Source organism: Rossellomorea sp. NS-SX7 (assembly GCF_052828565.1).
In genome coordinates this window covers 3,513,897-3,540,460 of record NZ_CM128249.1, presented here as the reverse complement: position 1 = coordinate 3,540,460, position 26,564 = coordinate 3,513,897, and the positions used below count along the sequence as shown (strand labels likewise).

Annotated in this window: 19 protein-coding genes and 1 riboswitch; of the genes, 13 read left to right on the top strand and 6 right to left on the bottom strand. The window is 42.8% G+C overall.

Going from position 1 to position 26,564, the window contains the following annotated elements:
* The first annotated feature begins 76 nt into the window (after positions 1-76).
* From ACUXV2_RS17550 to ACUXV2_RS17530, 5 genes are all read left to right on the top strand, one after another.
* A complete protein-coding gene (locus ACUXV2_RS17550; RefSeq protein WP_446244440.1) occupies positions 77-5,647 on the top strand; it encodes a pullulanase in 5,571 nt (1,856 codons plus the stop codon).
* A gap of 551 nt (positions 5,648-6,198) precedes the next feature.
* Positions 6,199-7,176, top strand: coding sequence for a uracil-DNA glycosylase (locus ACUXV2_RS17545; protein WP_446244439.1), 978 nt, complete (start codon positions 6,199-6,201; stop codon positions 7,174-7,176).
* A 428-nt stretch (positions 7,177-7,604) separates the two neighbouring features.
* On the top strand, positions 7,605-8,420 hold the full coding sequence (locus ACUXV2_RS17540; protein ID WP_446244438.1) for an SGNH/GDSL hydrolase family protein: 816 nt from the start codon (positions 7,605-7,607) through the stop codon (positions 8,418-8,420).
* Positions 8,421-8,545: 125 nt separating this feature from the next.
* Positions 8,546-8,977 (top strand): VanZ family protein, encoded by a 432-nt coding sequence (locus ACUXV2_RS17535; protein WP_446247102.1) that lies wholly within the window; start codon positions 8,546-8,548, stop codon positions 8,975-8,977.
* A 193-nt stretch (positions 8,978-9,170) separates the two neighbouring features.
* A complete protein-coding gene (locus tag ACUXV2_RS17530; RefSeq protein ID WP_446244437.1) occupies positions 9,171-11,549 on the top strand; it encodes an immune inhibitor A domain-containing protein in 2,379 nt (792 codons plus the stop codon).
* A 374-nt stretch (positions 11,550-11,923) separates the two neighbouring features.
* A riboswitch (cyclic di-GMP riboswitch) is annotated at positions 11,924-12,009 on the top strand.
* 36 nt (positions 12,010-12,045) lie between these two features.
* Here ACUXV2_RS17530 and ACUXV2_RS17525 read toward each other — a convergent pair.
* The gene (locus ACUXV2_RS17525; RefSeq protein ID WP_446244436.1) at positions 12,046-12,549 is read right to left on the bottom strand and encodes a sigma-70 family RNA polymerase sigma factor; all 504 of its coding nucleotides are present in this window, start codon (positions 12,547-12,549) and stop codon (positions 12,046-12,048) included.
* Positions 12,550-12,867: 318 nt separating this feature from the next.
* Between ACUXV2_RS17525 and ACUXV2_RS17520 the strand changes: the two genes are divergently transcribed.
* Positions 12,868-13,428: a competence protein ComK gene (locus tag ACUXV2_RS17520; RefSeq protein WP_446244435.1), complete on the top strand. Its 561-nt coding sequence runs from the start codon at positions 12,868-12,870 to the stop codon at positions 13,426-13,428.
* A gap of 92 nt (positions 13,429-13,520) precedes the next feature.
* Here ACUXV2_RS17520 and ACUXV2_RS17515 read toward each other — a convergent pair whose 3' ends face one another.
* Positions 13,521-15,185: a M4 family metallopeptidase gene (locus tag ACUXV2_RS17515; protein WP_446244434.1), complete on the bottom strand. Its 1,665-nt coding sequence runs from the start codon at positions 15,183-15,185 to the stop codon at positions 13,521-13,523.
* A 411-nt stretch (positions 15,186-15,596) separates the two neighbouring features.
* Here ACUXV2_RS17515 and ACUXV2_RS17510 point away from each other — a divergent pair, with 411 nt between their 5' ends.
* The 5 genes from ACUXV2_RS17510 (at position 15,597) to ACUXV2_RS17490 (ending at position 19,759) form a co-directional block, all read left to right on the top strand.
* Positions 15,597-16,721, top strand: a complete 1,125-nt coding sequence (locus ACUXV2_RS17510) for a histidine kinase N-terminal domain-containing protein (RefSeq protein WP_446244433.1) — start codon at positions 15,597-15,599, stop codon at positions 16,719-16,721.
* Between the two features lie 390 nt (positions 16,722-17,111).
* Complete coding sequence (locus tag ACUXV2_RS17505; protein WP_446244432.1) at positions 17,112-17,549, top strand: PulJ/GspJ family protein; 438 nt, start codon at positions 17,112-17,114, stop codon at positions 17,547-17,549.
* Positions 17,549-17,983, top strand: coding sequence for a type II secretion system protein (locus ACUXV2_RS17500; protein WP_446247101.1), 435 nt, complete (start codon positions 17,549-17,551; stop codon positions 17,981-17,983). The genes ACUXV2_RS17505 and ACUXV2_RS17500 overlap by 1 nt, the downstream gene beginning before the upstream one ends.
* Complete coding sequence (locus tag ACUXV2_RS17495; protein WP_446244431.1) at positions 17,973-19,061, top strand: hypothetical protein; 1,089 nt, start codon at positions 17,973-17,975, stop codon at positions 19,059-19,061. Before ACUXV2_RS17500 ends, ACUXV2_RS17495 begins: the two co-directional genes overlap by 11 nt.
* A 287-nt stretch (positions 19,062-19,348) precedes the next feature.
* A complete protein-coding gene (locus ACUXV2_RS17490) occupies positions 19,349-19,759 on the top strand; it encodes an STAS domain-containing protein (protein WP_446244430.1) in 411 nt (136 codons plus the stop codon).
* A gap of 54 nt (positions 19,760-19,813) precedes the next feature.
* Here the strand turns inward: ACUXV2_RS17490 and ACUXV2_RS17485 are convergent, their stop codons facing one another.
* The 4 genes from ACUXV2_RS17485 to ACUXV2_RS17470 all read right to left on the bottom strand — a co-directional run bounded on the left by ACUXV2_RS17485 (position 19,814) and on the right by ACUXV2_RS17470 (position 23,186).
* Positions 19,814-20,371: an SCO family protein gene (locus ACUXV2_RS17485; protein ID WP_446244429.1), complete on the bottom strand. Its 558-nt coding sequence runs from the start codon at positions 20,369-20,371 to the stop codon at positions 19,814-19,816.
* A 106-nt stretch (positions 20,372-20,477) separates the two neighbouring features.
* Complete coding sequence (locus ACUXV2_RS17480) at positions 20,478-21,479, bottom strand: aliphatic sulfonate ABC transporter substrate-binding protein (protein WP_446244428.1); 1,002 nt, start codon at positions 21,477-21,479, stop codon at positions 20,478-20,480.
* A 179-nt stretch (positions 21,480-21,658) separates the two neighbouring features.
* Positions 21,659-22,414: an ABC transporter permease gene (locus ACUXV2_RS17475; protein ID WP_446244427.1), complete on the bottom strand. Its 756-nt coding sequence runs from the start codon at positions 22,412-22,414 to the stop codon at positions 21,659-21,661.
* Positions 22,398-23,186, bottom strand: coding sequence for an ABC transporter ATP-binding protein (locus tag ACUXV2_RS17470; protein ID WP_446244426.1), 789 nt, complete (start codon positions 23,184-23,186; stop codon positions 22,398-22,400). Before ACUXV2_RS17470 ends, ACUXV2_RS17475 begins: the two co-directional genes overlap by 17 nt.
* Before the next feature lie 231 nt (positions 23,187-23,417).
* Here ACUXV2_RS17470 and ACUXV2_RS17465 point away from each other — a divergent pair, with 231 nt between their 5' ends.
* Positions 23,418-24,674: a hypothetical protein gene (locus tag ACUXV2_RS17465; protein ID WP_446244425.1), complete on the top strand. Its 1,257-nt coding sequence runs from the start codon at positions 23,418-23,420 to the stop codon at positions 24,672-24,674.
* Positions 24,675-24,950: 276 nt separating this feature from the next.
* Positions 24,951-26,537: a solute:sodium symporter family transporter gene (locus ACUXV2_RS17460; protein ID WP_446244424.1), complete on the top strand. Its 1,587-nt coding sequence runs from the start codon at positions 24,951-24,953 to the stop codon at positions 26,535-26,537.
* The last annotated feature ends 27 nt before the right edge of the window (positions 26,538-26,564 follow it).

The window sequence follows — 26,564 nt, the reverse complement described above, 5'->3', positions numbered from 1 at the left end:
CCCCTTCTTTTCTGCACATTTGTGCAAACGTTTCCACAACGAGCGAATTTAAAAACAAAGGGGAGGAAAATGAACTATGGTGAGAAAAACAAAGCGGCATTTCTCAGTATTTATGACGCTGCTGATGGTATTGAGCCTATGGGTACCTTACGTGCCGGTTCAGACCGTGTCAGCAGCCGGTTCTGGTGAAGAAGAACTTGACTCAACCGGGTCAGGGGACCGCACTGTACGATTTACGTACATCCGAGAAGACCAGCAGTATGACGGCTGGAATATATGGGCTTGGAATACTGGGGTAAAAGACAATCAAATCAATTTTGATTCGTACGAAAATGGGGTTGCGACGGCAAATATCGCGGTTGCACCTGAAACCGAACAATTTGGCTTCGTTCTTCGCAGTACAGAGGACTGGGGCACTGCCGAGAAAGAATTCGACGATCGATTTATCAAGGTTAATAAAAACGACTCGCTTACCAAAGCCTACATAACAAGCGGTGTCGAAGAATTCCGGATCGTTCCTGATGGATCGGCTCCGGTCATCAATCAGGGAGATGCTGTTTTTTACTATCGTGACAGAGAGCTGTTCGCGAATGATGCGATGGATTCAGTCGAAAAAGTGGAATTGAAGTTCAATGGTGAAACGAAGGAAATGACGTATGAGCCTGAGAATGAGAGATTCGTGGTTTCGTATGAGGAAATTCCGAATGGTGAGACGCCATATTCCTTTTTAGTAACAAAAGACGGGGAAACAACTGAGGTAAGCGACCCTTACAACACGGTTGATGGAAAGTCGACCATTGATTTTCAAAAAGGTGACTTGACTGTAACGGGATCGGTCGAACCACAAGCCATCGACTATAATGAGAACGCTGTCTTGTCAGTTGATGTTGCAGGATTGACGGAAGGGCTTGAAGTGTCTAAAATCACTGCGGATCTTTCAGCACTCGGCGGATCGGAAAAGCTTGCAATCGATCCTGCTTTGAAAGAAGTGTCGGTAGCAGTCGATGATGATGTGACGGCCGGCACGAAGACCATTCCTTTAACTGTGGTGGACAACTATGGAAACCCTTATGAAGGAACGGTTGAAGTGGAAGTGAAAACAAGGCAGGCTGTCGGCGACAATGACTTTGACTGGGATGAGTCCATCATATATTTCATGCTAACGGACCGTTTCTTTAACGGGGATGCGTCGAATGATGACCCTTATGGTTTGAACTATGATGAGTCTAAGCGAGGCACCTATCAAGGCGGGGACTTTGAGGGGATCACGGAGAAACTGGTTTATCTCGATGAGCTTGGTGTGAACACGATCTGGATCAGTCCGGTTGTAGAAAATGTGAAGTATGATGTCCGAAAAGGTGAAGAAGGCGAGCCTTATTTTGGCTATCACGGATATTGGGCAAGCAATTTTGGAGAACTCAATCCTCATTTCGGTTCAATGGAAGAGTTCCACACATTGATTGATGAAGCACATGAACGCGGAATCAAGATCATGGTCGATGTTGTATTGAACCATACAGGATATGGCCTCAAAGAGATTGATGGTGACATCGCTGAATCAGAACGACCGGCCGGTTATCCGACCGATGAGGACCGTGTACGCTTCAGTGATATTGTGCGTCAAGGCTCAAATATAGGTTCTGATGAAGTGGTGGGAGAACTCGCCGGCCTGCCGGATATCATCACTGAAGATCCAGCGGTGCGCCAGCAGATCATTGACTGGCAGACAGACTGGATTGAAAAAGCGACGACGGCTAATGGAAACACAATCGATTATTTCCGTGTGGATACTGTTAAACACGTGGATAAGCCGACGTGGATGGCTTTTAAAAATTCAATTACTGAAAAAATGCCAGAGCACAAGATGATTGGTGAAGCGTGGGGAGCAAGTGCTGATATTGATTATGGCTACCTCGAATCAGGTATGATGGATTCGCTGCTGGACTTTGGATTCAAGGGGATTGCTCATGAATTTGTTAACGGAAGCTTGAAAGCGGCGAATGACAAACTGACTGCACGAAACGAAAAGATTGATAATACGGCAACACTTGGCCAATTCCTTGGGAGCCATGATGAAGACGGGTTCCTGCATACGCTGGGCGGCGATGAAGGGAAGCTGAAAGTGGCTGCTTCGCTTCAAGCGACTGCTAAAGGACAGCCGGTCATTTATTACGGGGAAGAGCTTGGTCAAAGCGGAGCGAATAACTATCCACAGTATGACAACCGATATGATTTCGCATGGGACCAGTTAGAGAATAACGATATTCTGGAACACTACAAAAAGATCCTGAACTTTAGAGGAGACCATGCGAAGGTTTTTGCTAAAGGTGATAGAAGTGTTGTAGGCGGGACGAACAGCGACAAGTTCTTGATGTTCTCACGCACGTATGAAGGAGAATCTGCATTTGTCGGCTTGAATGTTGGTGAAAAAGCTAAAGAGATCACGGTTTCTGTTGACTCTCCTGGTGCAGTCATCACAGACCACTACTCCGGTAAAGAATATACTGCTTCAGGATCTGAAGAAGTCGCTATACGGATTCCTTCAATAAAAGAAGGCGGTACGGTCTTGTTGACAATTGAAGGAGGCACAATAACAGGTGCTTCAGCAGGTTCCGGTGATAGCGGTGAACTGGTGCCGGAGAACAATGTCCGCATTCACTATAAACGTGACGATGGAAACTATGAAAACTATGGTGCGTGGCTGTGGAATGATGTAAAATCGCCTTCCGCAAATTGGCCAGTTGGAGCGACTCCATTTGAGAAAACAGACAGTTATGGAGCGTACATTGATGTACCTCTCGCGGAAGGTGCGAAGAACATAGGTTTCCTTGTGGTCAACCGGACCAATGGTGAAAAAGACGGCGGGGACAAAGGGTTTACCATTAATTTGCCGGAAGCCAACGAAATCTGGATCGAGCAGGGTTCAGACAAGGTTTCAACGTATGAACCTGTTGACTTGCCTGAAAATACCGTGCGTATCCATTATGTGCGTGATGATGCAAACTACGAACACTTCGGTGTGTGGAACTGGGGAGATGTTGCTTCTCCTTCTGATGGATGGCCGACAGGAGCGGCTGACATCACCGGCACGGACCAATATGGGGCGTATGTCGACATTCCGTTGAAAGAAAACGCCAAAGAAATCGGCTTCATCATGCTTGACGAAACAAAAGGCGACGCAGGGAAAGATGGCGGGAACAAGACTTTCAGCCTGCTGGACAAGTACAACCGTCTTTGGGTTAAGCAAGGCGACGATACGGTCTATGTTTCCCCTCAATGGGAAGTGGCATCCGGCATCACCTCAGCCGAAGTATTCTCGGAAGACACGATTCGCCTTGGTTTTACCATGACAGAAGGATTGACACCTGAAGTGCTGACAGAAGGATTGGCGATAAAAGACAGCGAGGGTGCAGACGTTGCTGTAGAAAACGTTGAAATCACTGGTGATACAACCGTGGAAGTAAAAGCGGCCTTCAGCCTCGACAAGCTTCCTTTATCCATCACTTATGCAAGCAGAACCGTTTCAGCATCAACAGGCTGGCGGATGCTTGATGACATGTATGGATACGACGGGGATGACCTTGGAGCAACTTACAAAGAAGGAAATGCAACCTTAAAATTATGGGCACCGAAAGCAAGCAAGGTAGTCGCTAATTTTTATGATAAAAATGATGCCGCAACCAAAGTTGGCAGCGTCGACCTGACGAAAGGCGAAAAAGGCGTCTGGTCAGACGATATCAAGGCAAGCGACTTGGGAGTCAAAGACCTCAAAGGATACTACTATCAATACGAAGTAACAAATGACGGAGTCACGAAAAAGGTGCTGGATCCTTACGCAAAATCAATGGCAGCCTTCACTGTGAACACAGAAGGTGAAGCAGGTCCTGACGGGGATACTGTCGGAAAAGCCGCCATCGTTGATCTGAGCGGCACCAATCCAAAAGGCTTCAGCCATGCAGACATTGACGGCTATGAGAAACGTGAAGACGCGGTGATTTATGAAGTTCACGTCCGCGACTTTACATCCGATCCTTCGATTGAAGGCGACCTGGATGCAAGATGGGGCTCTTATAAAGCTTTCATCGATAAGCTGGATTACATCAAATCCCTTGGTGTTACACATGTACAACTGCTGCCGGTCATGGCCTGGTACTATGGTGATGAAACCAATATGGGTGAGAGAGAGCTTGACTATTCAGCTGGAGGGAACGAATATAACTGGGGTTATGACCCACACAGTTATTTTTCACCAGACGGTGCGTATTCGGAAGATGCGACCAACCCTGAACTTCGTGTAAAAGAACTTAAACAGTTAATTGATGCTATTCACGATGCCGGAATGGGCGTAGTGCTGGATGTCGTTTACACGCATATGGCACAAACAAGCACTCTGAACGACATTGTTCCGAATTACTATGCGTTCCAAGATGATAAAGGAAACTTCCTCGGAGGTTTCGGTAACAACCTGGCGACAAACCACAAGATGGCTGAAAAGCTGATGGTGGATTCAGTGAAATACTGGTTCGAAGAATACAAGATAGACGGTATGCGCTTCGACATGATGGGTGACGCGACGTACCCAGCCGTGCAGAACGCTTATGACGCGGCAGCTTCCGTCAATCCTGATGCTCTATTCATCGGGGAAGGCTGGAGAACTTTTGCCGGTCACCTTGCAGACCCTGAACTGAAAGGGATGGGGGCCGATCAGGATTGGATGGATAAAACCGATAATGTCGGTGTATTCTCTGATGAAATCCGAAATGAGTTGAAATCCGGATTCGGATCAGAAGGCGAGCCTCGCTTCATCACCGGAGGCGCGCGCGATATCAACACGATTTTCAACAATATCAAAGGCCAGCCGGGCAACACGGCAGATGATGATCCGGGCGATATGGTTCAATACATCGCAGCTCATGACAACCTGCCGTTATATGATGTCATTGCTCAATCGATCAAGAAAGATCCTGGTATTCCAGAGAATAACCTTGAGATTCATAAACGTATCCGACTGGGTAACTCGATGATTTTAACGTCACAGGGAACGGCATTCATCCACGCCGGCCAGGAATACGGCCGCACGAAGCAGTGGCTGGGCGAAGGAGTGCCTGAACAGAAATATCATGAGTTGAAGGATGAGGGCGGCAATCCATTCGGATATTTCATCCATGACTCCTATGATTCTTCGGATGCCATCAATAAATTTGATTGGGAAAAAGCGACGAACGCTAAAGAATTTGCGGTTAACTCAACGACAAGAGAGTATACAGAAGGCTTGATTAAGTTAAGGAAATCAACCAATGCGTTCCGGTTGGGAGAGAAAGAGCTGGTCGATCAAAACGTGACTATGCTTGATATTCCTGAAATCAAGGACACAGATTTGATGCTTGCGTACAAAAACGTGTCCACCGATGATACAGGTACTTACTATGTATTCGTCAACGCAGACAACCAGAAACGTACGCTGTCCGTCAGCGACTATGACTTCAGAGGTGCAAAAGTAGTAGTGGACAGCGACGAAGCGGGAGTAAAACCTGTCGAAGAGAGATCAGGATTCAAGTTGAAGAAAGATACCTTAACGATTGATCCTCTGACAACAGTAGTAATAAAAGTGGACCAAAAAGGCAAGGCAAAAGGCAAACGGGACTAGGGGACAGGTCCCGTGTCCCACCTCAATCATATAAAAAGTAGGATGACTTAGGTACTTCCTGTGTTAACGCAGGGGGTACCTATATTTATGGGGATATGAATCATTATTGACTAATCATTTTATACGGGTGCATCTTCATAATAAGATACCTTGGGACAATGAATTAGCTGCACATTCCCTTCTCCCGATTTAAACAAACGTTTGATCAAAGCCCCCCCATAGGTGGATCAAGGGAGTTGAACAAATGTTTATCAAGTTTAAAAGCTATCCGTTATTTGATTTGGGATAGTGACCCTGTCCACTTGTTCCGGATTGCGCATTCGGTTGGGGAAGTGAATGTGCCCCGTTCGTTGAGAAGTATGAACAGAGTTATATATTACGTTATAATAGACCTTTTTTAAGTAAACTATCATTTTTGGCCCATCATTTGATGGGCTTTTTTCATTAAATGGGAATATTAGACTATACACTGTATTGCTTTATTATGTAAACGAATTTCTTTTATATGGTAAAATCTACTTTAAAAAGTTTTTAGAATAGGAAGTTGAAAGATGAGTAGAAAAATGGATCAATTTCTTAGGATATGCAGAAAATTCAAGCCTTCACGTATAACTATAGAGACGAAAGAACATGGTAATCTAAAGGATGTAATGATGCTGGTGGGACCCGACTTGAGTATCCAGATCACTAATTACGCACATGATCGTAATTTTTCTATCAATCTGGCAGACGGTGAAGAAATGGAAATTAACATTTCTTCTTCTGGGGGTATCATCACATTAAAAGAGAATTCTTATCCTGCTGAACCGAACCATAAGCACATAGAGGCCCTATTTCATATGAAAAAAGGCGTCTTTTCAATTTCAATTTATGGGTCTTATCAACAAGATGAACGGAAACCTGACATCATATTCGAAGATTTAATGAATAGAGCGGTTTCTTGCTCGGTTTGTCCAAGAATGAAAGAGAAGAAAGCTGTCATTAGTAAGTTCAACGGAAATATTCAGTCAGATCTCATGTTTATTACTGAAGCGCCGGGTCCTAACGGTGCTGAATTATCGCGTATCCCGATGTCAGGTGACTCATCGGGAAAGAATTTTGAAGAGTTGCTTGGTCATATTGGATTAACGAGAGATGAAGTGTACCTTACACATGCTGTTCTCTGCTGCCCTACTGATAAATATGAGAAAGTGAGGGTTCCTTCCGCCAAGGAAATCACCAACTGCAGTCATTTTCTTATGGAACAAATAGAGTTGGTACAGCCAAAAGTGATAGTCACGATGGGAAGTAATGCATTGAAAGCTTTGAATACGATTAAAAAGCATTCCATTGTGTTAAAGGAGCATGTCGCACAACCTCAAGAATGGAATAGTTACAAAGTCTTTCCACTTTACCACACAAGCACGGTTGTAATGAATAGAAGAAAGCGGACTAAAGAACAACAGATAGAGGATTTTATTATGTTGAGGGACTACTACCTGGAAGGGACAGAGGGACAGGTACCATGTCCTGAAAATCCTCAAGACTAAGAGGGGGACAGCGGACCTGTCCCCCTGTCCCGAATTTTTAGTTGGATTAAAATTGATGATATGGAGGGTTCTATTATACGCAATTTTAAGAGAGTAAGGTATATGTTTGTCCTTTCATTTTTAACTATGTGTTGGTGCAGCCAAAGGATTCTCCTCAATCGGATAAATATTGTGAAATACCTAAATATCATGACAAAAAACACATGTAGCTTTTATAGCTGTATTTTTTGTTTGAAAAGTTCCTCATCCCACTGGTTCCGACCTTTATGACGATTAGACTTCCCCTAGTTTTGTATCCTTTTAATATGCGGCAATGCACCATGTTTTTTGTCGGAACTTTTAGAACGGCAGTCTACATGGATATACAAATTCTGTAATCTATCTTCTATATCATTAATCTCATAGATTATATGCAATGGGGGATGTGGATGAAAAATTTTATGATAGTCTTTCTATTTATCATAACAGTTTCTGCTTTGGCGGGCGGAAAGCTGCATTGGGAGCAGAAAATCAGTGCTGTTCAGGCAGATACGATTCATGTGGACATGCCCAAACAGGTAGTGAAAGCTGATTCAACTGATAAAGAGGAAGAAGCAAAAAAAGAAAGAATGTTGAAACTCGATCGAATGAATTATTTGCCGCCGGAGCTTCAGCAAAAGTTTAGAGAAAAAATCAATCAAGATCAACAACTTCATTTAATGATTATTGGTTCATCTTCTACTTCTGAACAAAAGGATGCATGGCCTGAATTATTGGAAGAGAAGCTGGTGGAGGTATATGGTGATTCTCTATTAAACGTCACAATCAAAGAAATTGCTAACAAGACATCCGATAAAGTATTGGAAGAGGATATTCATAAAAAGCTAACGGAACAGAAACCGGATATATTGCTGCTTGAACCCTTTTTACTTTATGACAATGGTGAACTTGGAATGACGGATCGCTTAAAGAATCTTTCAGTGCTTCTCAAGGACTTTAAAAAGGAAAGCCCAGATATGACAATCATCTTGCAGCCGTCTAACCCCATTTATGGGGCTCATTATTACCTTCAAGATGAGAAGGAGTTAGAGGACTATGCAAAAGAAAATAAATACATCTATTTAGATCATTGGCAGGCATGGCCGGATTCCGGTAAAAAGGAAATGAAAGATTATCTGACAACCGAAAACCTTCCAAATAAGAAAGGAAATGAAGTGTGGGCTAAATACCTCGCCGATTATTTTGTAAGAGATATAAAAGATTAGAAAGGGGAGCAGGAACAGGTTCATTTTTCTGGAGTATAGGTAATGAACCTGTCCCGGTGTCTCGCTGTATGGGAGAGCCTTGTCATGGCAATGATGGTGACAAGGAAGTGATTTACTTGCGTGTAATGGTATTCATCTGCTACTTCACTCTTATTTTTATTATGACTTGTACAGAAAACCTGACTAGGTTATACAATGAGGGAATTCCTACGTTCAGATGGAATATGGAACCTGATTATTCCGCTTTTTTTGACGTTGCCTCATATCCATTTTCAAGCCCCCAATACATTTTTCAGAAGACAGGACATTCAATCGCATTTTGTTTACTGGCAGCGATTGTATTCATGGTAGTAAACCGAATGGGGATGACCATACTTATTTCTGCTTCATATGCATTATTTACAGAAATAGCTCAGATATTTTTTTACAGGACAGGTTGTTTATTAGATGTCGGATATGATTTGGCAGGGGTGGTTGTTTATGCTGCTTTATACTGGTTGTATACGATATTTTTGCGTATTAACGCTTTAACAGTTTATGATTATAGATACAAATAAATTTGGTTGAAAAGGATACTTGTTGAAGGGGTATCCTTTTCTTGTGTAATAAAAAATCCTTAAGATGCCTTTAATTCTAAAATATTACATTTGCATTACAATACCAACGGACAGAAGGAATAGTTGTTCTCTAAAAAGAATTCAGAATATAGGAACTTATGTCTATGTTCTAATTTTTTTAGGGGGAATTAGTTTGAGGAAGAAAAGAAAAGCTGCATCTGCAGCACTAGCTACACTGCTGGGTCTTAGTACATTTGCAGTGGGTCCAGCTATGTCAACTGCGCAGACGGTTGATGTAAAGAATATACTTAATGAAGTAACAAATAAGCATGTGAGTCATGCTTATCAGGGGTCTACTATTGATCTTGGTATTGCGAATGATGAGAGATTGATTGAGATGTTGAAGAAGGAAGGGAAGATTGCCGAAGGTGCAAGTCCTGCCGAAGCGGAGAAGGTATTAACGAAATATCTGAAGGCAAAAGCTGAAAATGCAGGTGAAACGAAAGATAATCTTCCTACTTTAGACAATGGCAAAATGAAAGATGGAAAGAATGAGAAAAACAGCAGTCTTACAAATGGTAAAGGCAACAAACTGGGGCAAGCTAAAAAGAATAAAGTAGATGGTGTTCAGAAAGAAGGATATGATGGAGAAATTCGCACTGATAAGGTTCTTGTCCTTGCTATCGATTTTCCTGATTATGAAAAGAGCTCTATAACAAAAGAAGAAACAGATTTCTGGTATGAAGATTATACCAATGATCATTTTAACGATATGATCTTTGGTGAAGATGGTTATAAGGGTCCGAATGGGGAAACGTTTGTGTCTATGAGACAGTACTATGAGGAACAGTCTGGTGGGAGCTATACTGTAGAAGGAACAGTCGCAGGCTGGTATACTGCAGAACATCCTGCAGCTTATTATGGAGGAAATTTCCCTGCTCCGGATGGCAACGATGCAAAACCACGTTTCCTGGTTTTTGAAGCATTGAAACAAGCAGCTCAAGACCCGAATGTAGATCTATCTGAGTACGATGCCTGGGATCGTGACGATTATGACGGAGACGGAGTTTATGACGAGCCAGATGGTATCATCGATCATTTGATGGTCATCCATGCCGGTGTAGGTGAAGAGGCTGGTGGTGGCTCCCTTGGCGGAGATGCGATTTGGTCACATCGTTCAAAACTTAGTACAGGTCCTGTAGCAGTACCGGGTGGCACATCTGATAGCGATAGATGGGGTGGTACTTTAGCTGCTTGGGATTACACAATTGAACCAGAAGATGGGGCTGCCGGGGTATTTTCTCATGAGTATGGTCATGATTTAGGTCTGCCTGATGAGTATGATACACAATATACTGGAGCTGGTGAGGCTGTTTCGTATTGGTCCCTTATGTCAAGCGGTAGCTGGGCAGGTGATATCCCTGGTACAGAACCTCCTGGAATGAGTGCTTATGCTAAAGAAATGCTACAAGCAATTCATGGAGGAAATTGGCTAAGCGGTACTACAATAGACGTTGAAGATGTGACTGCTAACGGAACTGAAGTACTTCTTGATGAAGCTGTCACTAAAGGGACGAATAATGATGCTGTCCGTGTGAATCTCCCGGCTAAAGAAAATATTGTAAATGAGCCTACTAGTGGTTCAAATGAATACTTCAGTGGAAGTGGTAATGAATTAGATAACTCAATGACTACCTCTTTAGATTTAACAAATGCAACAAACGCTACTTTAACGTTTAAAGCATGGTATGATATTGAAACGGATTGGGATTATGCATCTGTAAAAGTGAATGGTGAGTCAATAGAAGGTGATATAACAACGTCAGAAGATCCAAACGAGCAAAATCCAGGTCACGGAATAACAGGAACTTCTGAAGGTTGGGTAGATGCTACATTTGATTTATCTGATTATGCAGGGCAACAAGTTGAATTGGAATTAAACTATTGGACAGATCCATATTTAGCCCAACTTGGCTTTTATGTAGATGATATTTCCGTAAAAGTGGATGGGTATGCAATCATTTCAGATGATGCAGAAGGTGAATCCGCCTTTACTTTAGATGGATTTAAGAAGGATCAAGGTAAATTTTACTCTGATCATTATTACTTATTAGAATGGAGATCTCACAACGGTGTCGACGAAGGTTTAAAACATATTAGACGCGGCGATAGCCTAATGAGTTTCGATCCTGGGCTACTGGTATGGTACGTGGATGAAAGTTACGACAATAACTGGACAGGGATTCACCCTGGGGATGGTTTCTTAGGTGTAGTCGATGCAGATCAACATGCTCTAAGCTGGAGTGACGGTACTGTAGGTTCTACTCGCTATCAAATCCACGATGCAGCATTCAGCCTAAATAAATCAGAAAAAATGTTCCTTAATTATCCAGGATTATTCACCATGAAAGACAACTTCACAAAACGCAATCCATTATTCGACGACAGCGCCGACTACAGCAACTCCGGCCAAGTGCATGCTGGCCGCAATGTTCCAAACTACGGTCTAAAATTCCGTGTAACAGGTGAAAGTGCTGATGGAACAGTCGGTAAAGTATTAATCTATAGATAACTCGATATATTAATAAATTAGACTCCTTACTGACGCGGTAAGGAGTTTTTTTGCCATGTTTTACAGAAAGAAAACGGGACAATTAACCTGTTCCCTTGTCCCACCCATGTCCCAATCTGTCTCTTTTTGTCTATTAATATTTACCTAATTGTATAGATAATTCAGACTTTTTTAATGTATAATAGTACAAGAAAAGGGATTAAATGTATTTAAAAAGGGGGTTGAGGAATGCCGGTTTATTATATGAAAGAAATATGGACTCCTTTGAAGCTATTTGGGATTAAGTTCTTCAGGTGTGAGGAGAATCGAATATACATAAAGATTCTACAGTCTCACCGTAAACGGATCTTCGGATAAGAATTCATCTTGAATAGATGTGAAAAGGGCAAAGCCATTGAAAGATGGTGACGCAAAGCTATAGGGGCTTCTGTTTTCATGACAATGCCAGCCAGCTGCCGAGTCTTTTCTTTTTTATAGCATCTCTACCAGCAAACCTTTATGGTTTTTTTATTTTGTTTTTTTTTACATATTCTTCTTTTATCCGTTCCTTGGCACCGTGCCTCCACTTCTTCACAGCACTGATCGATACCTTTTCCTTTTCCGCTATTTCCTTTACCGTCAACATATCGATGAACGTATACATGACCCATATAATCTGTCCGTCTGTCAGCCCTTCACAATATACTTGCAGGATCTCCCGCGAAAGTGGAGTCTCTGACCATTCATCCTCCACCAGTTCCCAGAATTCTTCTTTTGGATAGGTCTGCTGGTCAAGAAGCTTTGTTTTCTGACTTAATTCCGTCAGTATCCTCCCTTTGATGTAAGAGTATGCAAATGCGGCAAATGCCCCTTTTTCAGGATTGAATTTCTGTGCTGCTTCCCAAAGCGCAATCAGCCCTGTTTGATAGAATTCTTCTTGATCCTTGAAAATGTGAATGGAGTGAATGATCTTGTGGATCATCGGTTCAAATTGTTGTTGAATATCATGGAAAGACTCCATGTCCGTTGTCCTTCTGAATGGCGCGCCTTTCGGTTATTCCCGGGTAGCTTTACCTTACAGTGAAGGGCAGGATTCAACAAAACGGAGAATTGTCTGTATTATTGGAGATTCAGCATTTTTAAATGAAGGAAACCAACGATTTGCCACTGGAAACCAATCGTTTGGATTGAATCACGATAAAATTACTGAAAAATGTAAAAATATGTAGAAATAACTGGAAATAATATCCTTTTGAGGTATAATAGGTATAAAGTCACTTATTTTGAAGAAATTTCTGAAAAATAAGTTTCTACTTACATTTAAAGGATGGTGTAGTGAGTGAGAGAAAGAGAAAACCCAATTACAATGGATACGATGGCCATTTATCCGGCTTATCATGAAAGGTATCAATCCGTCATACTGAATCAGTCGGGAAACCATATCTTCAGTAAAAGGCCAGTCATGGATCTTCTGGACGATGTGTGCATGAGAAATGGAGCTTCTTATGATGGTAGGGTAAAAGCAGTGAAACATGTTCTTCCATATTTCAGGAAAACGCCCGTTATTATCAGTGAAGATCCATACATCCTTGCTTTTCCCACTATGTCTCCTCAACATTATGAATGCACCTGGCTTTTTTGTTACCACATCGAGAAATTCTCCCTCATTAATGGAAAAACATACGTCAACTTTAAGAACGGTTCTTTGCTGGAGGTCTCTTGTTCTGTAAAGGTCCTTCAAACACAGCTGGAAAGGGCATCTGCGACATTGACTTATTTTGCATCAGGTTTGGATCAGCCCCCTGCCGCCGGTAACCTGGAAGAATCTATGGAGGCTCCATCTGTTTACTCAAGTATGCTTCCTTTGGAGCCGGGAGATCAGCCTCCCTTCCAAATGTAATAGATTGTGAGAAGAAGGCTTCTAGATAAGGCTTCTTTTTTATGGTCAAAAAAATAAGCATGAAGGGAGACCCTCCATGCTTATCGCATAAGTTATTCGGTAATTCCGACAGAATCAAACCCGCCGGCAGCTGCTGCAGCTTCCTCACTGCCTGCGCCGTATAGATCCTCAGCAGATTGAATAATCGCCTGGCGCGCATCGCTGAAATCGGACAGGCTGGTTAGATAAGTTGTCAGCGCGCGGTAATAGATTTTACCCAGCTTCTCCCGACCGATCTCCTGAGCAGTCAAGTAAGCGGCATGGTTGATAATGGAGGAGTTGATATGAACGCCGCCGTTATCCAGGTTGCCGGGCAGATCGTAAAACTCGTCCATATGGGAAGGGTACATCCCGTCTCCATTTCCGTAAGGTACGTAATCCGCCTTTACAGGGTATTTGCTTGGATCGCTTAGGCTTCTGAGGGATTCACGTCCGCTTTCCTTTGCAGCAGGGGCCATGATGTCCTCACCAAGTTCCCAGTTTTCATCATCGATCAGTGCGCCGAATATATCAGAGAAGGCCTCGTTCAATGCCCCGGACTGGAAGCGATAAAGGAGGTTGGCAGAGTTTGACGTCACTCCATGGGCCATTTCATGGGCGGCAACATCAAGCCCGGCTGAAAGGGGGATCATGAATTCACCGTCTCCGTCTCCATAGACCATATACGTGCCGTTCCAGAATGCGTTATTATAATTGTTCCCGTAATGAACGACCGACTGAATCGGCATGCCTTCGTCATCGAGGGAGTTTCGTCCGTGCTCGTTTAGATAATATTCATAAACCTTTTCGGAATTATAGTGAGCGTCAACCGCCGGCCTGTCAAAGTCAGAATGGAAGGCAGCATCCTTGTCCTTGAATATTTCTAAGCGGTTATTAGAATAATCGTATGTCAAGATGCCCTCCAGCCCTTCATGACTGTAGTCAGCCATCTGGAACATCGTGCCTTCGTTCGGCTCTTTTGTTTGAGAGATATGCAGCAGTCGGTGCTCTCCCAGAACACCAATACCGGATCCAGTCTGCGTTTTAATATCTTCTGCGTGCATGATGGCGTTGTACTGGTCGACTACTTCACCTGTTTTCGCGTCTATGAAAACAAACCAGTTGCCGGGTGCTTCTCCAAGGAAATTGACGTTCACTTTATAAGTGAGGTGATTTTTCCCCTCGAAAGGATAGATGACGAGTTCCGAGGTCGGAGCATAGGTTAACTTCTCAGGTGCTTTGACAGCTGACTTGGCTTTCTCGACAGCATTACTGCTTGATAACTGGGGTGACAGGTTGATGTCCGTTTCCTCAGCTGCCTGGTGGTACGACCCATTCACTGAGGTTATTTCATTGTTTTTATTATAGTGAACGATGATTTCAGACCCTTCCACCAAGATGCCGTTGTTGGTTTGGTTAAAACGGACATGGGTCATGCCGAGATCATCTTTCTCCACTTTTTTCACTTTTAAATTTGCTTTCGGGTTTTTCATGTTGAGAGTGGATTTTTTCTCTTGAAGATAATTGAGTGCATCATTGGGGGTGGCAGCAAGGCGTTTCACGGCATGCTTTTCTTTTACGAATAGAGGGACATTGGCTTTTTCATTCCACTGCTTGATAGATTTTGTTTGGGCTGCGGTCAGATCCTGAGGCTGGACAGCCAGTGCCTGTCCTTGAGGCAGAGTCGCCGCGATCAGAGCGGTAGATAGTACGATTGGTGTAATTAGTCTTTTCTTCAATATATTTCCTCCTTTTGCCATTTGATATTAAGTATATAGAGCAATCTAGTAGAATACATGAACATATGGAAGGAATTTATACTACTGAAATGACTAGAGATAATAGACTGGCACAGGCGGGATTGATGGGGAATTTAGGATAACAAAAATCATCGTTCGATAAACTTCGATAACCGAAATAAAACGAAGGCCCTACTATTTGTCGAACCCAGACGAACCTTGGGGGCGTCAGTCCCGTAGTACTTTAGTAGAGTGAGGGACGGCCTTTAGCCTTGGGCCGCCCCGGTGCTTTAGTAGAGTGTGGGAATCGGCATGCAATTTTTAGAAAATGATTCAGGGGAAGTGTATTTCTGTTATGATAGTAGTAAAGACAGAATGTTGAAAATAAGGGAACGAAGGGATTGCCGGTAAATGACTAGTACTTCTGATAGACTCATAGCTTTTTTAGATGAACATTCAGCTGAGTTTTTACATAATTGGAGAGCGAAAATTGTCATTTCTGAGGATGATTTATATAAGGAAGAGGTCCTGCAGAATGGACTCAGGATGTTTCACTTGGTGAAGCGTGCCATTAAACACCCTTTGACAGAAGAGGAAATCCAGGCACTTGCGTTTAAGACTGCTCACGAACGGGTGAAGGCCAATGTGAATATCAGCGAATTTGTTTACAACGTAAATGTCGGGAAAAGTGAAATCATCAAATGGGTAAGCCGTTCCGGAATTGAATGGGATGCTCTCCAACGGTATCTTGATGAAATTAATTCGTTATTTGACCGCTTCTCTTATCTTGCTGTAAAACATTACACGGATATCCGGGACAAACAGCTGCAGGAGAAGGAGCTTTATATCGATCAGACCCATAAAGAGAGGCTGACGATACTGGGGCAAATGAGCTCAAGTTTTGTACATGAGTTCAGAAATCCATTAACCTCTATTATCGGTTTTACAAAATTACTCCAGCATGATCATCCGAATCTTCCATATCTTGATATCATGCAGCATGAGCTGGATCAGTTGAATTACCGGATTTCTCAATTTCTTCATGTGTCTAGAAAGGAAATCATTGAGAGCAAACGGGAAGAAGTAGTCTTATCAAAACTGTTTGCTGAGCTGATTGAATTCCTGTATCCAAGTCTTCTCGCGGGAGAAGTGACCACAGAAGTGAATATAGATGAGAAATTCAAAATCACTGGAAATCAGGATGAGCTGAGACAAGTTCTCTTGAACCTGGTCATGAATTCCATCGATGCGCTTCAACAGACGGAAGGAGAACGCAGAATTTGGATTACTTCCTCCATCATCAATGATGAAATAACCATCAATATTTGCAACAATGGTCCCGAAATTCACGAAGAAACGATCAATGCCATTTTTGAACCTTTCTATACAACAAAAGAGCTTGGGACAGGGATCGGATTGTTCATCTGCAAAAAGCTGATAGAGAAACATGATGGGAAAATTACGTGTCAATCGAGCGCTGAAAAGACTGCATTTACCATTCAACTTCCTTTAACAACAGTTCCATCTGTATACTAAATAATAGGGTATGAACAATTTATTGTTCATACCTTTTTTATTCACCTTTTTTCGTATCTTTAAATTGTGGAAGAAGAGTTTACAATAGCGGGTCTCCCAATGGAATAATAATCAATCATCGCTTCCTGTGCTTCTTCCAATGAAAAACAATTCCTGCTGTCAAATACAACAATAGTAAACGATATTTATATTTTATCAGAGAAGGTTGAAGGATATTTCTTTAGGGAGAGATTTTAACGTAATATTACAATCAATGAATTATGGTATAAAACAAGATATTTCAGCTGACCGTACCAAAAAGAGTCGCGTTAAATAAAGGAAATTATCGGTTCCTAAGTGCTATAATAGATTGTAAGAATACAGGATGATTATCCTATAAGGGGAATTCCAATGTTAGAAAATGAAAAAGGATTAACGTTAGTCGAAATTCTGGCGGCGACATCCATTTTATCCATCATTGTCGTATCCATCCTCTCTTTCTTTCCGCAGGTGGGGATGATGAATCAACAGAATGACGACAAAACGAAGGGGATCAATGTAGCAAAGAAAATACTTGCCGAGTGGACGATTGATGAAAACGATGAAATCGCCGTTTTTTTAGAGGATCCTCTTGTTGCAGATGTTCCGTATGGTTATGAAAGTTATAACCCTGAAGATGCTGTATATTACTTTTTCAAAAAGACAGCGGAGGGGTTTGACGTAAAGGTTAAACTTCCAATTGATCAGCAAGAAGATAGACCCCGCCAAGTAATCATCAATCTATCTAAAAATGGTAAGGAGATAACGGAAACATATGGCTACGTGAATGCTGAGGGGGCGATTGAGTGATGAAAAATCAGAATGGCCTCACATTAATAGAAGTCCTTGCGAGTTTAGCGATCCTTTCAGTGATTGGTTTGGTGCTATGGAATGTGCTCTTTCAGGGATTGAACTATTCAAAAAAAGCCGTATCACAAACGTCCATGCAGCAAGAAGCGAATCTCATTTCAATGGAATTGACCAGAATCCATCAGTCCCATTCTACATATAAAATAGTGAACACGGGCTGTGAAATAGAAATTTATGAATCAGACAGCTCCCCGCAGCCATTTAAAACATATTCTCATCCTGACCTATGCCTTAAGGGCACTACGAAAGATATCGATCATTCCAGTTCCCGCGATCTAGAGCTTACCATCCACGACAAAGAACACTCTGAAAATACATTCAATTTGACAACGACTTTATATAAATTGAAAGGCAGTCAAAACAATGAAAATTAAAGAAGAAAAAGGCTACGCTCTAGTTTTGTCGCTATTGATCCTCGTCGTATTCATGGTCATAGCGTTAAGTTTGCTGGGTGCATCCTATAACAGCGCTAAGCAGAATAGCAAGGTTGAAAAGAATTATCAGGCAGTAGCATTGGCTGAAATGGGAATCCCTTATTATAAAACATCCATCAAACACGCCCTCGAAAAAAGCAGGGAATGGGTATTGGATGAAATCGAGAAAGATGAAAGCAAAGATTACACTGAACAAGATATATTTAATATGATGATTGATAAACTGCCTGATTTTTTGAAAGAAGAGAGAGTTGCAGTTGATACGGCTGCATCTTTCGAGATAGAGCCGGTTATTTTGAATTCGGCATACCCCGAAATCGTGATCAGCTTTTCCAGTAGGGGAATAAAAGGGCAGGACGGCGCAGAGAAAGACTTTATGTTATTTGCCGAAACGATCATTCCCCTTCAAATCAAGGCAGAAGGGACAGAAAGTGACCCTTCAGGTGGTGATTTTTTAAAAAAGATCTCACAGCCTGTGGTGGAAGACAGGTGTAAAAATCCCGATAGCTTGGACAATAGTTGTAAAGAAGTGTTAGTAACGATTTCTAAAACATATTCGGGCAATAATAAAAAAATACAGAAAGATGTCATCTATGCTTTAAGTGACTTAACGCTTTCGGGGAATGGTAATAATCTCGAGGATTCCGACGTTCATGTGGATGGTCGATTCACCATGGGAAAGAATATGAACAATGTTAAGAATCTTACCCTGGAAGTAGGTGGATCGGCTGACTTTAAAGGACATTTGGATATAGAAGGGACATCGTCTATTTATGTCGGAGGAGACCTTAAGGTAGGAAAGCACTTAACGGTAAGTGAACAATCAAAGGTATGTGTCGCAGGTAAGCTTGAAGTATCTGGTCATCAAAGAATTTCTGGTCTGTTGTTTATCAAGGGAGAAGATGAAGAAGATTTTAATAAAAACTGTTCAGGAGAACAGCCAGTGAAAGAACAGGCTTCGATTTATTGGGAGGACTTTAAAGATAACTTTGAGTACCATTATGGTACAAAAAAATAAAACGGACTGTGAGAAAGTATTGAGGGATTCTTTGAGAGGATTCCTTTTTTTAGTCACCTTTTTTCGTAAACTTTGTTTCTTTCTACACAAGACATCACCGGAACATGAGTATATACAATCGTCCTTTGCTATTGTCGTTATGAGTTAAGTGTTTAATAATGGACCCTAATCTAAAAAATTGTCAGGTTTTAGGGATAAAATCCTGAATTTGAGGTTTGAAGGGGTGGTGGAGTGGGTAAAAAATACTATAAAATTGATTATTATTCTAAAAGATTGAGGTGCTTCCTATGAATCTTTCAGTCAAACAGGAAATGTGTTTCTTTTATCATCCGTCTTCCGGGAAAGATCTTCTCATTAATATGGGACATACTCGTCTTTATACAAAACGTTTGAATATAGGTGTTTCTTCTTATTCTGGAGCGATGCAGGTTGCTCTATCCGGGTATCTTGGTTCCTCCAATATTGAAAAATTAGATGAGTTTTTACTTGAATATAGATATCATTTTAAAAGATATGAAACCATAGTATTCGATATCAGTCAGTTGGACACCATCAACCAACTTGGTGTTAGGGGGCTGGTTGATTTGGTTTGTGTATTGAAGCAGGAAGGCCTTGAGGTTTCATTTCAACGAGGAGGGAACAAGGCAGACCAAGTGTTGACTGAATCTGGTTTCTTTGAGTGGCTTCAGAATAAATAAAAAAGCTTGGTTTCCGTCCCTTTCGTTTCGTGGGTGGGAATCAAGCTTTTTTTGTTAGTTCAACTTTTGGATGTCCTTGATGATTTCTTCATAAGGCGGATCTGATACCCCTTCATACTTGTTAAGGAGTGTGCCCGATTCACCTACGAGGAAAAATGAAGTCGCATGAACAAACTGGTTGGAGCCTTCGACTTTAGCTGCTGGCGTTTTAAAGGAGACATTTGCAAAGGATTCGATTTCTTCACGCGAATAGCCGGTGAGGAAGGACCAGTTGCTATAATCGGCGTTGTGCCTTTTACTGTACTCGGTCAATGTCTCGGGAGTGTCTTCTTCCGGATCGATCGAGATCGAAACGAGATGTACGGAGTCTTGAAGTCCGGCTTCTTTGATCTTTTCCTGAAGCTCTGCCATATTCGCCGTCATCGGAAGACAGACCGTCTCGCAATTGGTGAAGATGAAATCAGCGATGACGATTTTGTCCTCGTTAAGCTCTGATAACCGTACCTTATCACCATCTTGATCTACGGCTTCAAGCTCCTCAACCTCAACACTCATCGGAAACGATTCCTCCACATTTTCCTTCCCGCATCCAGCAAGCACAGCCGCCAACATTCCAGCCACCACAACAAACCAAAATCTCTTTATCTTAATCTCCCCCTCTTTACAAGAAAAGTCCGCCCCTTCACCACGTTAAAGCAGCGAGGGACGGGCCTTCGGATTAGTCGATGAATTGTTTGTCAATCAGGTCTGTGAATTCCGGTTTTTCTTTCAGGAATTTAAGTTCGTAAGATGAGTCTGCGAATGCTTGCACGGCGTCCGAGTCCACTTTGTAGGTGAATCCAATTCGTTCCCATGCCTGGTCGACGACTTCTTTGCTCAGTTCTTGTTTTGTTACTTCTTTAATGTCTTTGATCGTGATTTCTTTTGCTTCTTCCGGGTATTCAGCAATAAATTCCGTTGCCTGTTTGTGGGCATCGACGATACTTTGGATACGTTCTGGATTTTCTTTTACTGATGTTCCAGATGCGACTAGGACGGATGCCGGAAGTGTTTCGCCAAATGCGATTTCGTCATGGTCGATGATGACTTTCGCGCCAGTTTCCTGCTGGATGACTGCTGCCCAAGGCTCAGGAGCGACTGCGATATCCACTTTACCTGATTTCAGCATCGCCGCATATTGAGCTGGGTTTCCTGTCACGTGCTTCATCGTTCCGCCGATACGAGAAGATTCGATACCATGTTCCTGCAGGAATGTTTCAACTTGGACGTCATGCGTACAGCCGACAGCAGGTGTGATGAATGACTTGCCGGCAAAATCTTTGACTGATTTCACGCCGCTTTGTTCACTGGCGAGTACGACCGTACCGCCGGTTGAACCACCTGCGATGATTCTCACATCCGCACCTGTCATGTAGTTGTTCATGGCAGGTCCCGGTCCGACAAGGCCGGCGTGGATTTCTCCTGTCTTAAGGGCGGTCATGAAAGATGAACCGTCCGGGAATGTTTTGTATTCGATCTTTGTGCCGTCACCAAGCTGTTCTTCATAGTAGCCTTTTTCTTTTGCCACCATCGCCGGGACGTGGTTGATGTTCGGGAAGTACCCGATAACGATCTTTTCTTTGTCCGAAGAGGATCCGGACGTTTTGTCTGATGTTCCGCAACCGGCTAAAATTCCGGCGATGAGGAAGAAAATCGCTGTGAAAAGAAAGGTTTTTTTCATTTTGTGGCCTCCTAATGTTTTTTTATGGGTATTTTTTTACTGAAGGTGGTGTCGTTTTGCTTAAAAAGAATTATTCTTTCAAAAATGCATGATTTATTTTCAAAAATCTTATTATTTTTTCAAAAACATATGAAAATTTTTCAAAAATCCGGATTTTTTTTCAAAAACTCAATCACGCACTATGACTCCAACCCCCAACGCTTAATAACTGACTTCTCAACACGCTGGAAGATCAGCTGATCCACTATTGCACCGACGACACCGATGATGATCATCACCGCGATGACTAAACTCATGTCACCAAAATCAGATGCGTAGCGTAACGTATAGCCAAGTCCAGGTCCGGTGCTCAACAATTCACCTGCCATCAATGCTCTCCAAGCGAATGCCCATGCAAGGCGTGCGCCTGTCACAACGTAAGGAATGGATGCAGGGAAGATGACCCTGATAAACAGATCCAATCCTCTCGACCCCATTGTTTGTGCTGCTTTTATAAACAGCGGGGATACATTTTTGATTCCCATTCGGATGTTCAATGCCATGACGAAAGTTCCGCCAAGGATGACAACGAAGATAACGGATTTTTCATTTAACCCGAACCACATGATTGCGAGCGGCAACCACACGATGCTTGGTACGCTTTGCAGGGCCAGTAGGACCGATCCAAGCGTGTCGTCAGCTGTTTTTGATTTTGCCAAAAGTACGCCGATGCTCGTTCCGATCAGTAATGCGATGCCGAGTCCGATTAGCAGCCGCTTGAAGCTTGCGATCAGGTCGATGATGAGTGTTTGATCTTTGATACCGGTCAATAGAGCGTCGAAAACGGATGTAGGTGAAGGGAGCACAACCTCTGTCCATAGTCCGAAGCGGGAACCCCCTTCCCAGAAAGCGATGATGAGTGCAAAGAAGATGATTCGTTTAAGAGCTGTGTTCATAGGCCAATTCCTCACTTATGACTTTGTCGATTTCCTTCTTCAGGTAGCTCATGATATGCTCCTCGATTCCTACCATTTCTTCCTTATGAGCTTCCCGTGGACGCGGGATATCCACTTTGATGTCAGCGAGGATCGTCCCTGGGCGCGTGCCCATCACGATGATCCGGTCTGATAGTTTAATGGATTCCGAGATGCTGTGGGTGACGAAGAGGACGGTCTTTTTCGTTTCCATCCAGATCGTTTCGAGCTGGCCGTGCAGGCGGGAACGGGTCTGTTCATCGAGTGCTCCGAATGGTTCATCCATCAGAAGGACCTCCGGATCCATCGCAAGTGCACGCGCGATGGCAACCCGCTGCTGCATTCCGCCTGAAAGTTCATGAGGATAATGATCCTGATAATCTCCAAGCTGGACCATATGTAGGTACTTTGCAGCTTGCTGCCTCGCTTCGGCCTTGGACAGTTCCTTTTTCAACGGGAAGGTGACATTGTCGCGCACGTTCAGCCATGGAAAGAGGGCAGCCTGCTGAAACACCATGCCTCGGTCCTTTCCGGGCTTTTTGATCGGATTTCCACCGACCGTGATATCACCGCTCGTTGCCTTCGTCAGCCCGGCCACAATCGAGAGCAGGGTAGACTTCCCGCAGCCTGACGGGCCAAGGATTGATACGAATTCTCCCTTGTCGATTTCAAGGTTGATGTCTTTCAACACATCGACCGGAGCCCCGGTTTTATCATTATATTGTTTGTTAAGATGTTCGATTTGAATGAACAATTAATCACCTTTTCTCTTAATTCATATTAATCTAATCGGAATTTAATGAATTTAATTATAGTGTATTAGTAGGGATTGTCAAGGTTGCTAAATATTTTAAATCCTCAATTTTAAAGATTTTCTGAAAATTTTTAGTTAATGAGTAAAAAATGGAAATTATTTTTTAGAAAATGAAATAAAAGCTTGCCGGGATTCGTCTAATATACAAAACGAAAAAAGTGGGGGAAATGGATGTTCAATAAAGGCAAAATCGTTGGTATGGCTTTGGGACTCGTCGGATTAGTGCTTTTTTCTTTCCTGACGATGTACGTTCTTTCTCAAGTAGAGAAGGGAAAAGCCGAAAAAGTATTTGTTTCGGCTCAGGGAAGCTTATCTTCCTTATATGAATCGATGGAAATCCAAATGAAGGACGCAAAGGAAAACGGGCTGCTGACACTTATGGATGAAAAGGCGGTAGCGTCGGCCCAATTATCATTGAATGATGCTGAGAAACAACTCTCAAACTTGAACGGATCAAATAAAGAAAACGTCGAACAAGAATTAATTCCTAAAATGAAAGGAATTGAAGAATACAACAGTATCGTTCCAAAAGCTAATCAGCTGCAAAGCAGGATTCATGATGCTGGTGAAAAAGTGAAGGATGATCCGCTCGATCCGGGTTCATCAAAACTGCTGACTTCAATAAAGGAAGAGCTTGCTGATTTTACAAAGCTGACTGCCAAAATCGAAAATCCCACCATCCGGGAGTTTTTTCAAAACAGATATAAGCCGCAGATCACTCGTTTAGAAGAGCAGGTTTCTACCTATCAAGATGTTTCAAATAAAATCGCGGAACTCAAGTCAATTGCAGAAGAGTTGTCACTCCCCCAGGGTGAATTTGAACAGATGGTTTCACAGCTTTCAGAGGAAATTGCACAATTACCTTACAGCAATACGAACACGCAGCTTATAAATGAGATCGAAAAGGCTTCAAATGTATATGAAACAAATAAACTAGCACAAGAAGAAAAGAAACGTGCTGAGGAAAAACGTCTTGCAGAAGAAAAGAAAAAAGCCGAGGACAAAAAGGCTGGAGAAACTGATGAAATCTTCCCAATGACGTTTACCGTGACATCCTCAAGCGGCTTTGAAACGATCTTTAGCCGCAATCCTTATGGTGAGCGTTATGATAATATTGATGAAATTGCCAGAAGGTATGGAGGAAGATACTATTACGTTCCAAGCTCTGACGTATCTGTTATTTTTGATAAGAATAGGAAGGCTCTTGCCGGATTGAACTATGGATTTTCAACGAGTGTAGAGTACAAAGAATTGTTCATAGATTTGTATGTGTATTATACGGGGGGTACTTCCAGAGAAGGTGCTGCTGCACTTGTAGAAAAGGTTATTGCTACAGGTGAACCTGTTGTAACAGGTGAGGGAGACATTAAAGAAGGAGGTTCCAAGCTTTGGATGGAAGATGGAAGGTTGCATTATGATTTGTGGTAAAGAACGCGAACAGAGTAGAAAAAATACTAAACTGGAGAAGTTTTCACTCTATAAAACGCCTGTCATCAAAACGTAATAACCCATAAAGAAGAGGGAGCCAGCCGGCTCCCTCTTCCCTTTTACTAAAAACAACCAGTAAAAACATCAAAAAATTTTTACTAAAATGTTTACTGTAAGAGCGCTTTCATTTATACTAGCTTTAAAGTTTGATAAAGACATTAAGTGAAATACTATGAAAATGGACTAAAGCAGTATAGGAGAGAGAGGAGTTTCATCATGATCTTTACAGTTGTATCCTTCTTGTTATTTACGTTGCTCGTAGCCTTCATTTCCTATTGGAAGACGAGGGACGAGGATTTGAATACGAAAGATGGTTATTTCCTTGCGGGGCGCAGCTTGACCGGCTGGGTCATCGGGGGCTCGCTGATGCTCACGAATTTATCGACGGAGCAGCTGATCGGGCTGAACGCCCAAGGTTATTCCGATAATATGTCGGTGATGGGCTGGGAAGTCGGCTCTGCGATTGCGCTCGTCATTGTGGCCTTTTACTTGTTGCCGCGTTATTTAAAAGGCGGCATCACGACGATTCCGGACTTTCTGGAAGAGCGCTTTGATTTTGGTACGAAGCAGATCGTCACGATTCTTTTCTTGTTTGGTTATGTATTCAATTTGCTTCCGCCGATCCTTTATTCAGGTGCGGTGGCGCTTAGCGGGATTTTCAATGTTCCTGAAATGCTTGGGGTGGACCGGACGACAGCACTTTGGATCACGGTTTGGACAATCGGGGTCATCGGTTCCCTGTATGCCATTTTCGGTGGATTGAAAGCGGTTGCTGTATCCGATACCATCAATGGAATCGGACTTTTAATCGGTGGATTGATGATACCTGTCATTGGATTATTCGTTCTTGGTAACGGTTCGTTGTTCAGCGGTGTTGACATCATCATGGAGAACACGCCTGAGAAGCTGAATGCGATCGGTAAACCGGAGGATCCGGTGCCGTTCAGTACGATGTTCACGGGGATGCTCCTGGTGAACCTGTTTTATTGGGGTACGGCACAGCATATCATGCAGCGTGCGATTGCCGCCAAGAACCTGAAGGAAGGACAGAAAGGGGTATTGATTGCGGCTGGGTTCAAGCTGCTTGGCCCGTTCTTCTTGATTTTGCCTGGGATCATCGCGTTCAATATGTTCGGTGAAAATCTTGAGCCGACGGATGCGTATCCGAGACTTGTGAATGAGATCCTGCCGACTCCGCTTGTCGGATTCTTTGCGGCTGTATTGTTCGGGGCGATCCTGTCTTCGTTCAACTCGGCATTGAACTCATCTGTGACTCTATTTATCTTGAATATTTACAAGCCTTATATGAAACCGGGGGCATCTGATAAGCAGCTTGTCAAAACTGGGAAGTATTTCGGGACGCTGCTCGCAGTATTTGCGATGGTATTGGCACCGCTGATTGAAAAGGCGCCTCAAGGGTTCTTCCAGTACCTTCAGATTGTAAACGGTTTCTATAATGTTCCTATTTTTACAATCATCATCATCGGTTATCTGACGAAGCGGGTGCCGGCGATTGCGGCCAAGGTTTCCCTGTTTGTGTTCATCTCGATTTACGCAGTGACGCAGCTGTTCTGGGATACTGGCCTGCACTTCCTTCATATCCTGGGGATTCTGTTCGTTCTATGTTCAGGATTGATGCTGATCATCGGGAAGCTCAAGCCAAGGGATACCGATTATGTACTTGAAGAATCACATAAAGTCGATATGAAGCCATGGAAACTTGTGTACCCGATTGGGATTGCAGTGACCATTGCGATGATCATCATCTATATGATCTTCTCTCCGGTCGGGATCGGCGCATAAAACGATGACAATCGAACAGTCAGGTAG

What these genes read in the sequence shown, in the direction of transcription:
- ACUXV2_RS17505 (WP_446244432.1), top strand. Translation starts at nt 17,112, where the DNA reads ATGTTAGAAAATGAAAAAGGATTAACGTTAGTCGAAATTCTGGCGGCG.
- ACUXV2_RS17485 (WP_446244429.1), bottom strand. Translation starts at nt 20,371, where the DNA reads ATGTTGGCGGCTGTGCTTGCTGGATGCGGGAAGGAAAATGTGGAGGAA.
- ACUXV2_RS17540 (WP_446244438.1), top strand. Translation starts at nt 7,605, where the DNA reads ATGAAAAATTTTATGATAGTCTTTCTATTTATCATAACAGTTTCTGCT.
- ACUXV2_RS17465 (WP_446244425.1), top strand. Translation starts at nt 23,418, where the DNA reads ATGTTCAATAAAGGCAAAATCGTTGGTATGGCTTTGGGACTCGTCGGA.
- ACUXV2_RS17495 (WP_446244431.1), top strand. Translation starts at nt 17,973, where the DNA reads ATGAAAATTAAAGAAGAAAAAGGCTACGCTCTAGTTTTGTCGCTATTG.
- ACUXV2_RS17535 (WP_446247102.1), top strand. Translation starts at nt 8,546, where the DNA reads ATGGTATTCATCTGCTACTTCACTCTTATTTTTATTATGACTTGTACA.
- ACUXV2_RS17480 (WP_446244428.1), bottom strand. Translation starts at nt 21,479, where the DNA reads ATGAAAAAAACCTTTCTTTTCACAGCGATTTTCTTCCTCATCGCCGGA.
- ACUXV2_RS17475 (WP_446244427.1), bottom strand. Translation starts at nt 22,414, where the DNA reads ATGAACACAGCTCTTAAACGAATCATCTTCTTTGCACTCATCATCGCT.
- ACUXV2_RS17525 (WP_446244436.1), bottom strand. Translation starts at nt 12,549, where the DNA reads ATGGAGTCTTTCCATGATATTCAACAACAATTTGAACCGATGATCCAC.
- ACUXV2_RS17550 (WP_446244440.1), top strand. Translation starts at nt 77, where the DNA reads ATGGTGAGAAAAACAAAGCGGCATTTCTCAGTATTTATGACGCTGCTG.
- ACUXV2_RS17500 (WP_446247101.1), top strand. Translation starts at nt 17,549, where the DNA reads ATGAAAAATCAGAATGGCCTCACATTAATAGAAGTCCTTGCGAGTTTA.
- ACUXV2_RS17490 (WP_446244430.1), top strand. Translation starts at nt 19,349, where the DNA reads ATGAATCTTTCAGTCAAACAGGAAATGTGTTTCTTTTATCATCCGTCT.
- ACUXV2_RS17545 (WP_446244439.1), top strand. Translation starts at nt 6,199, where the DNA reads ATGAGTAGAAAAATGGATCAATTTCTTAGGATATGCAGAAAATTCAAG.
- ACUXV2_RS17460 (WP_446244424.1), top strand. Translation starts at nt 24,951, where the DNA reads ATGATCTTTACAGTTGTATCCTTCTTGTTATTTACGTTGCTCGTAGCC.
- ACUXV2_RS17510 (WP_446244433.1), top strand. Translation starts at nt 15,597, where the DNA reads ATGACTAGTACTTCTGATAGACTCATAGCTTTTTTAGATGAACATTCA.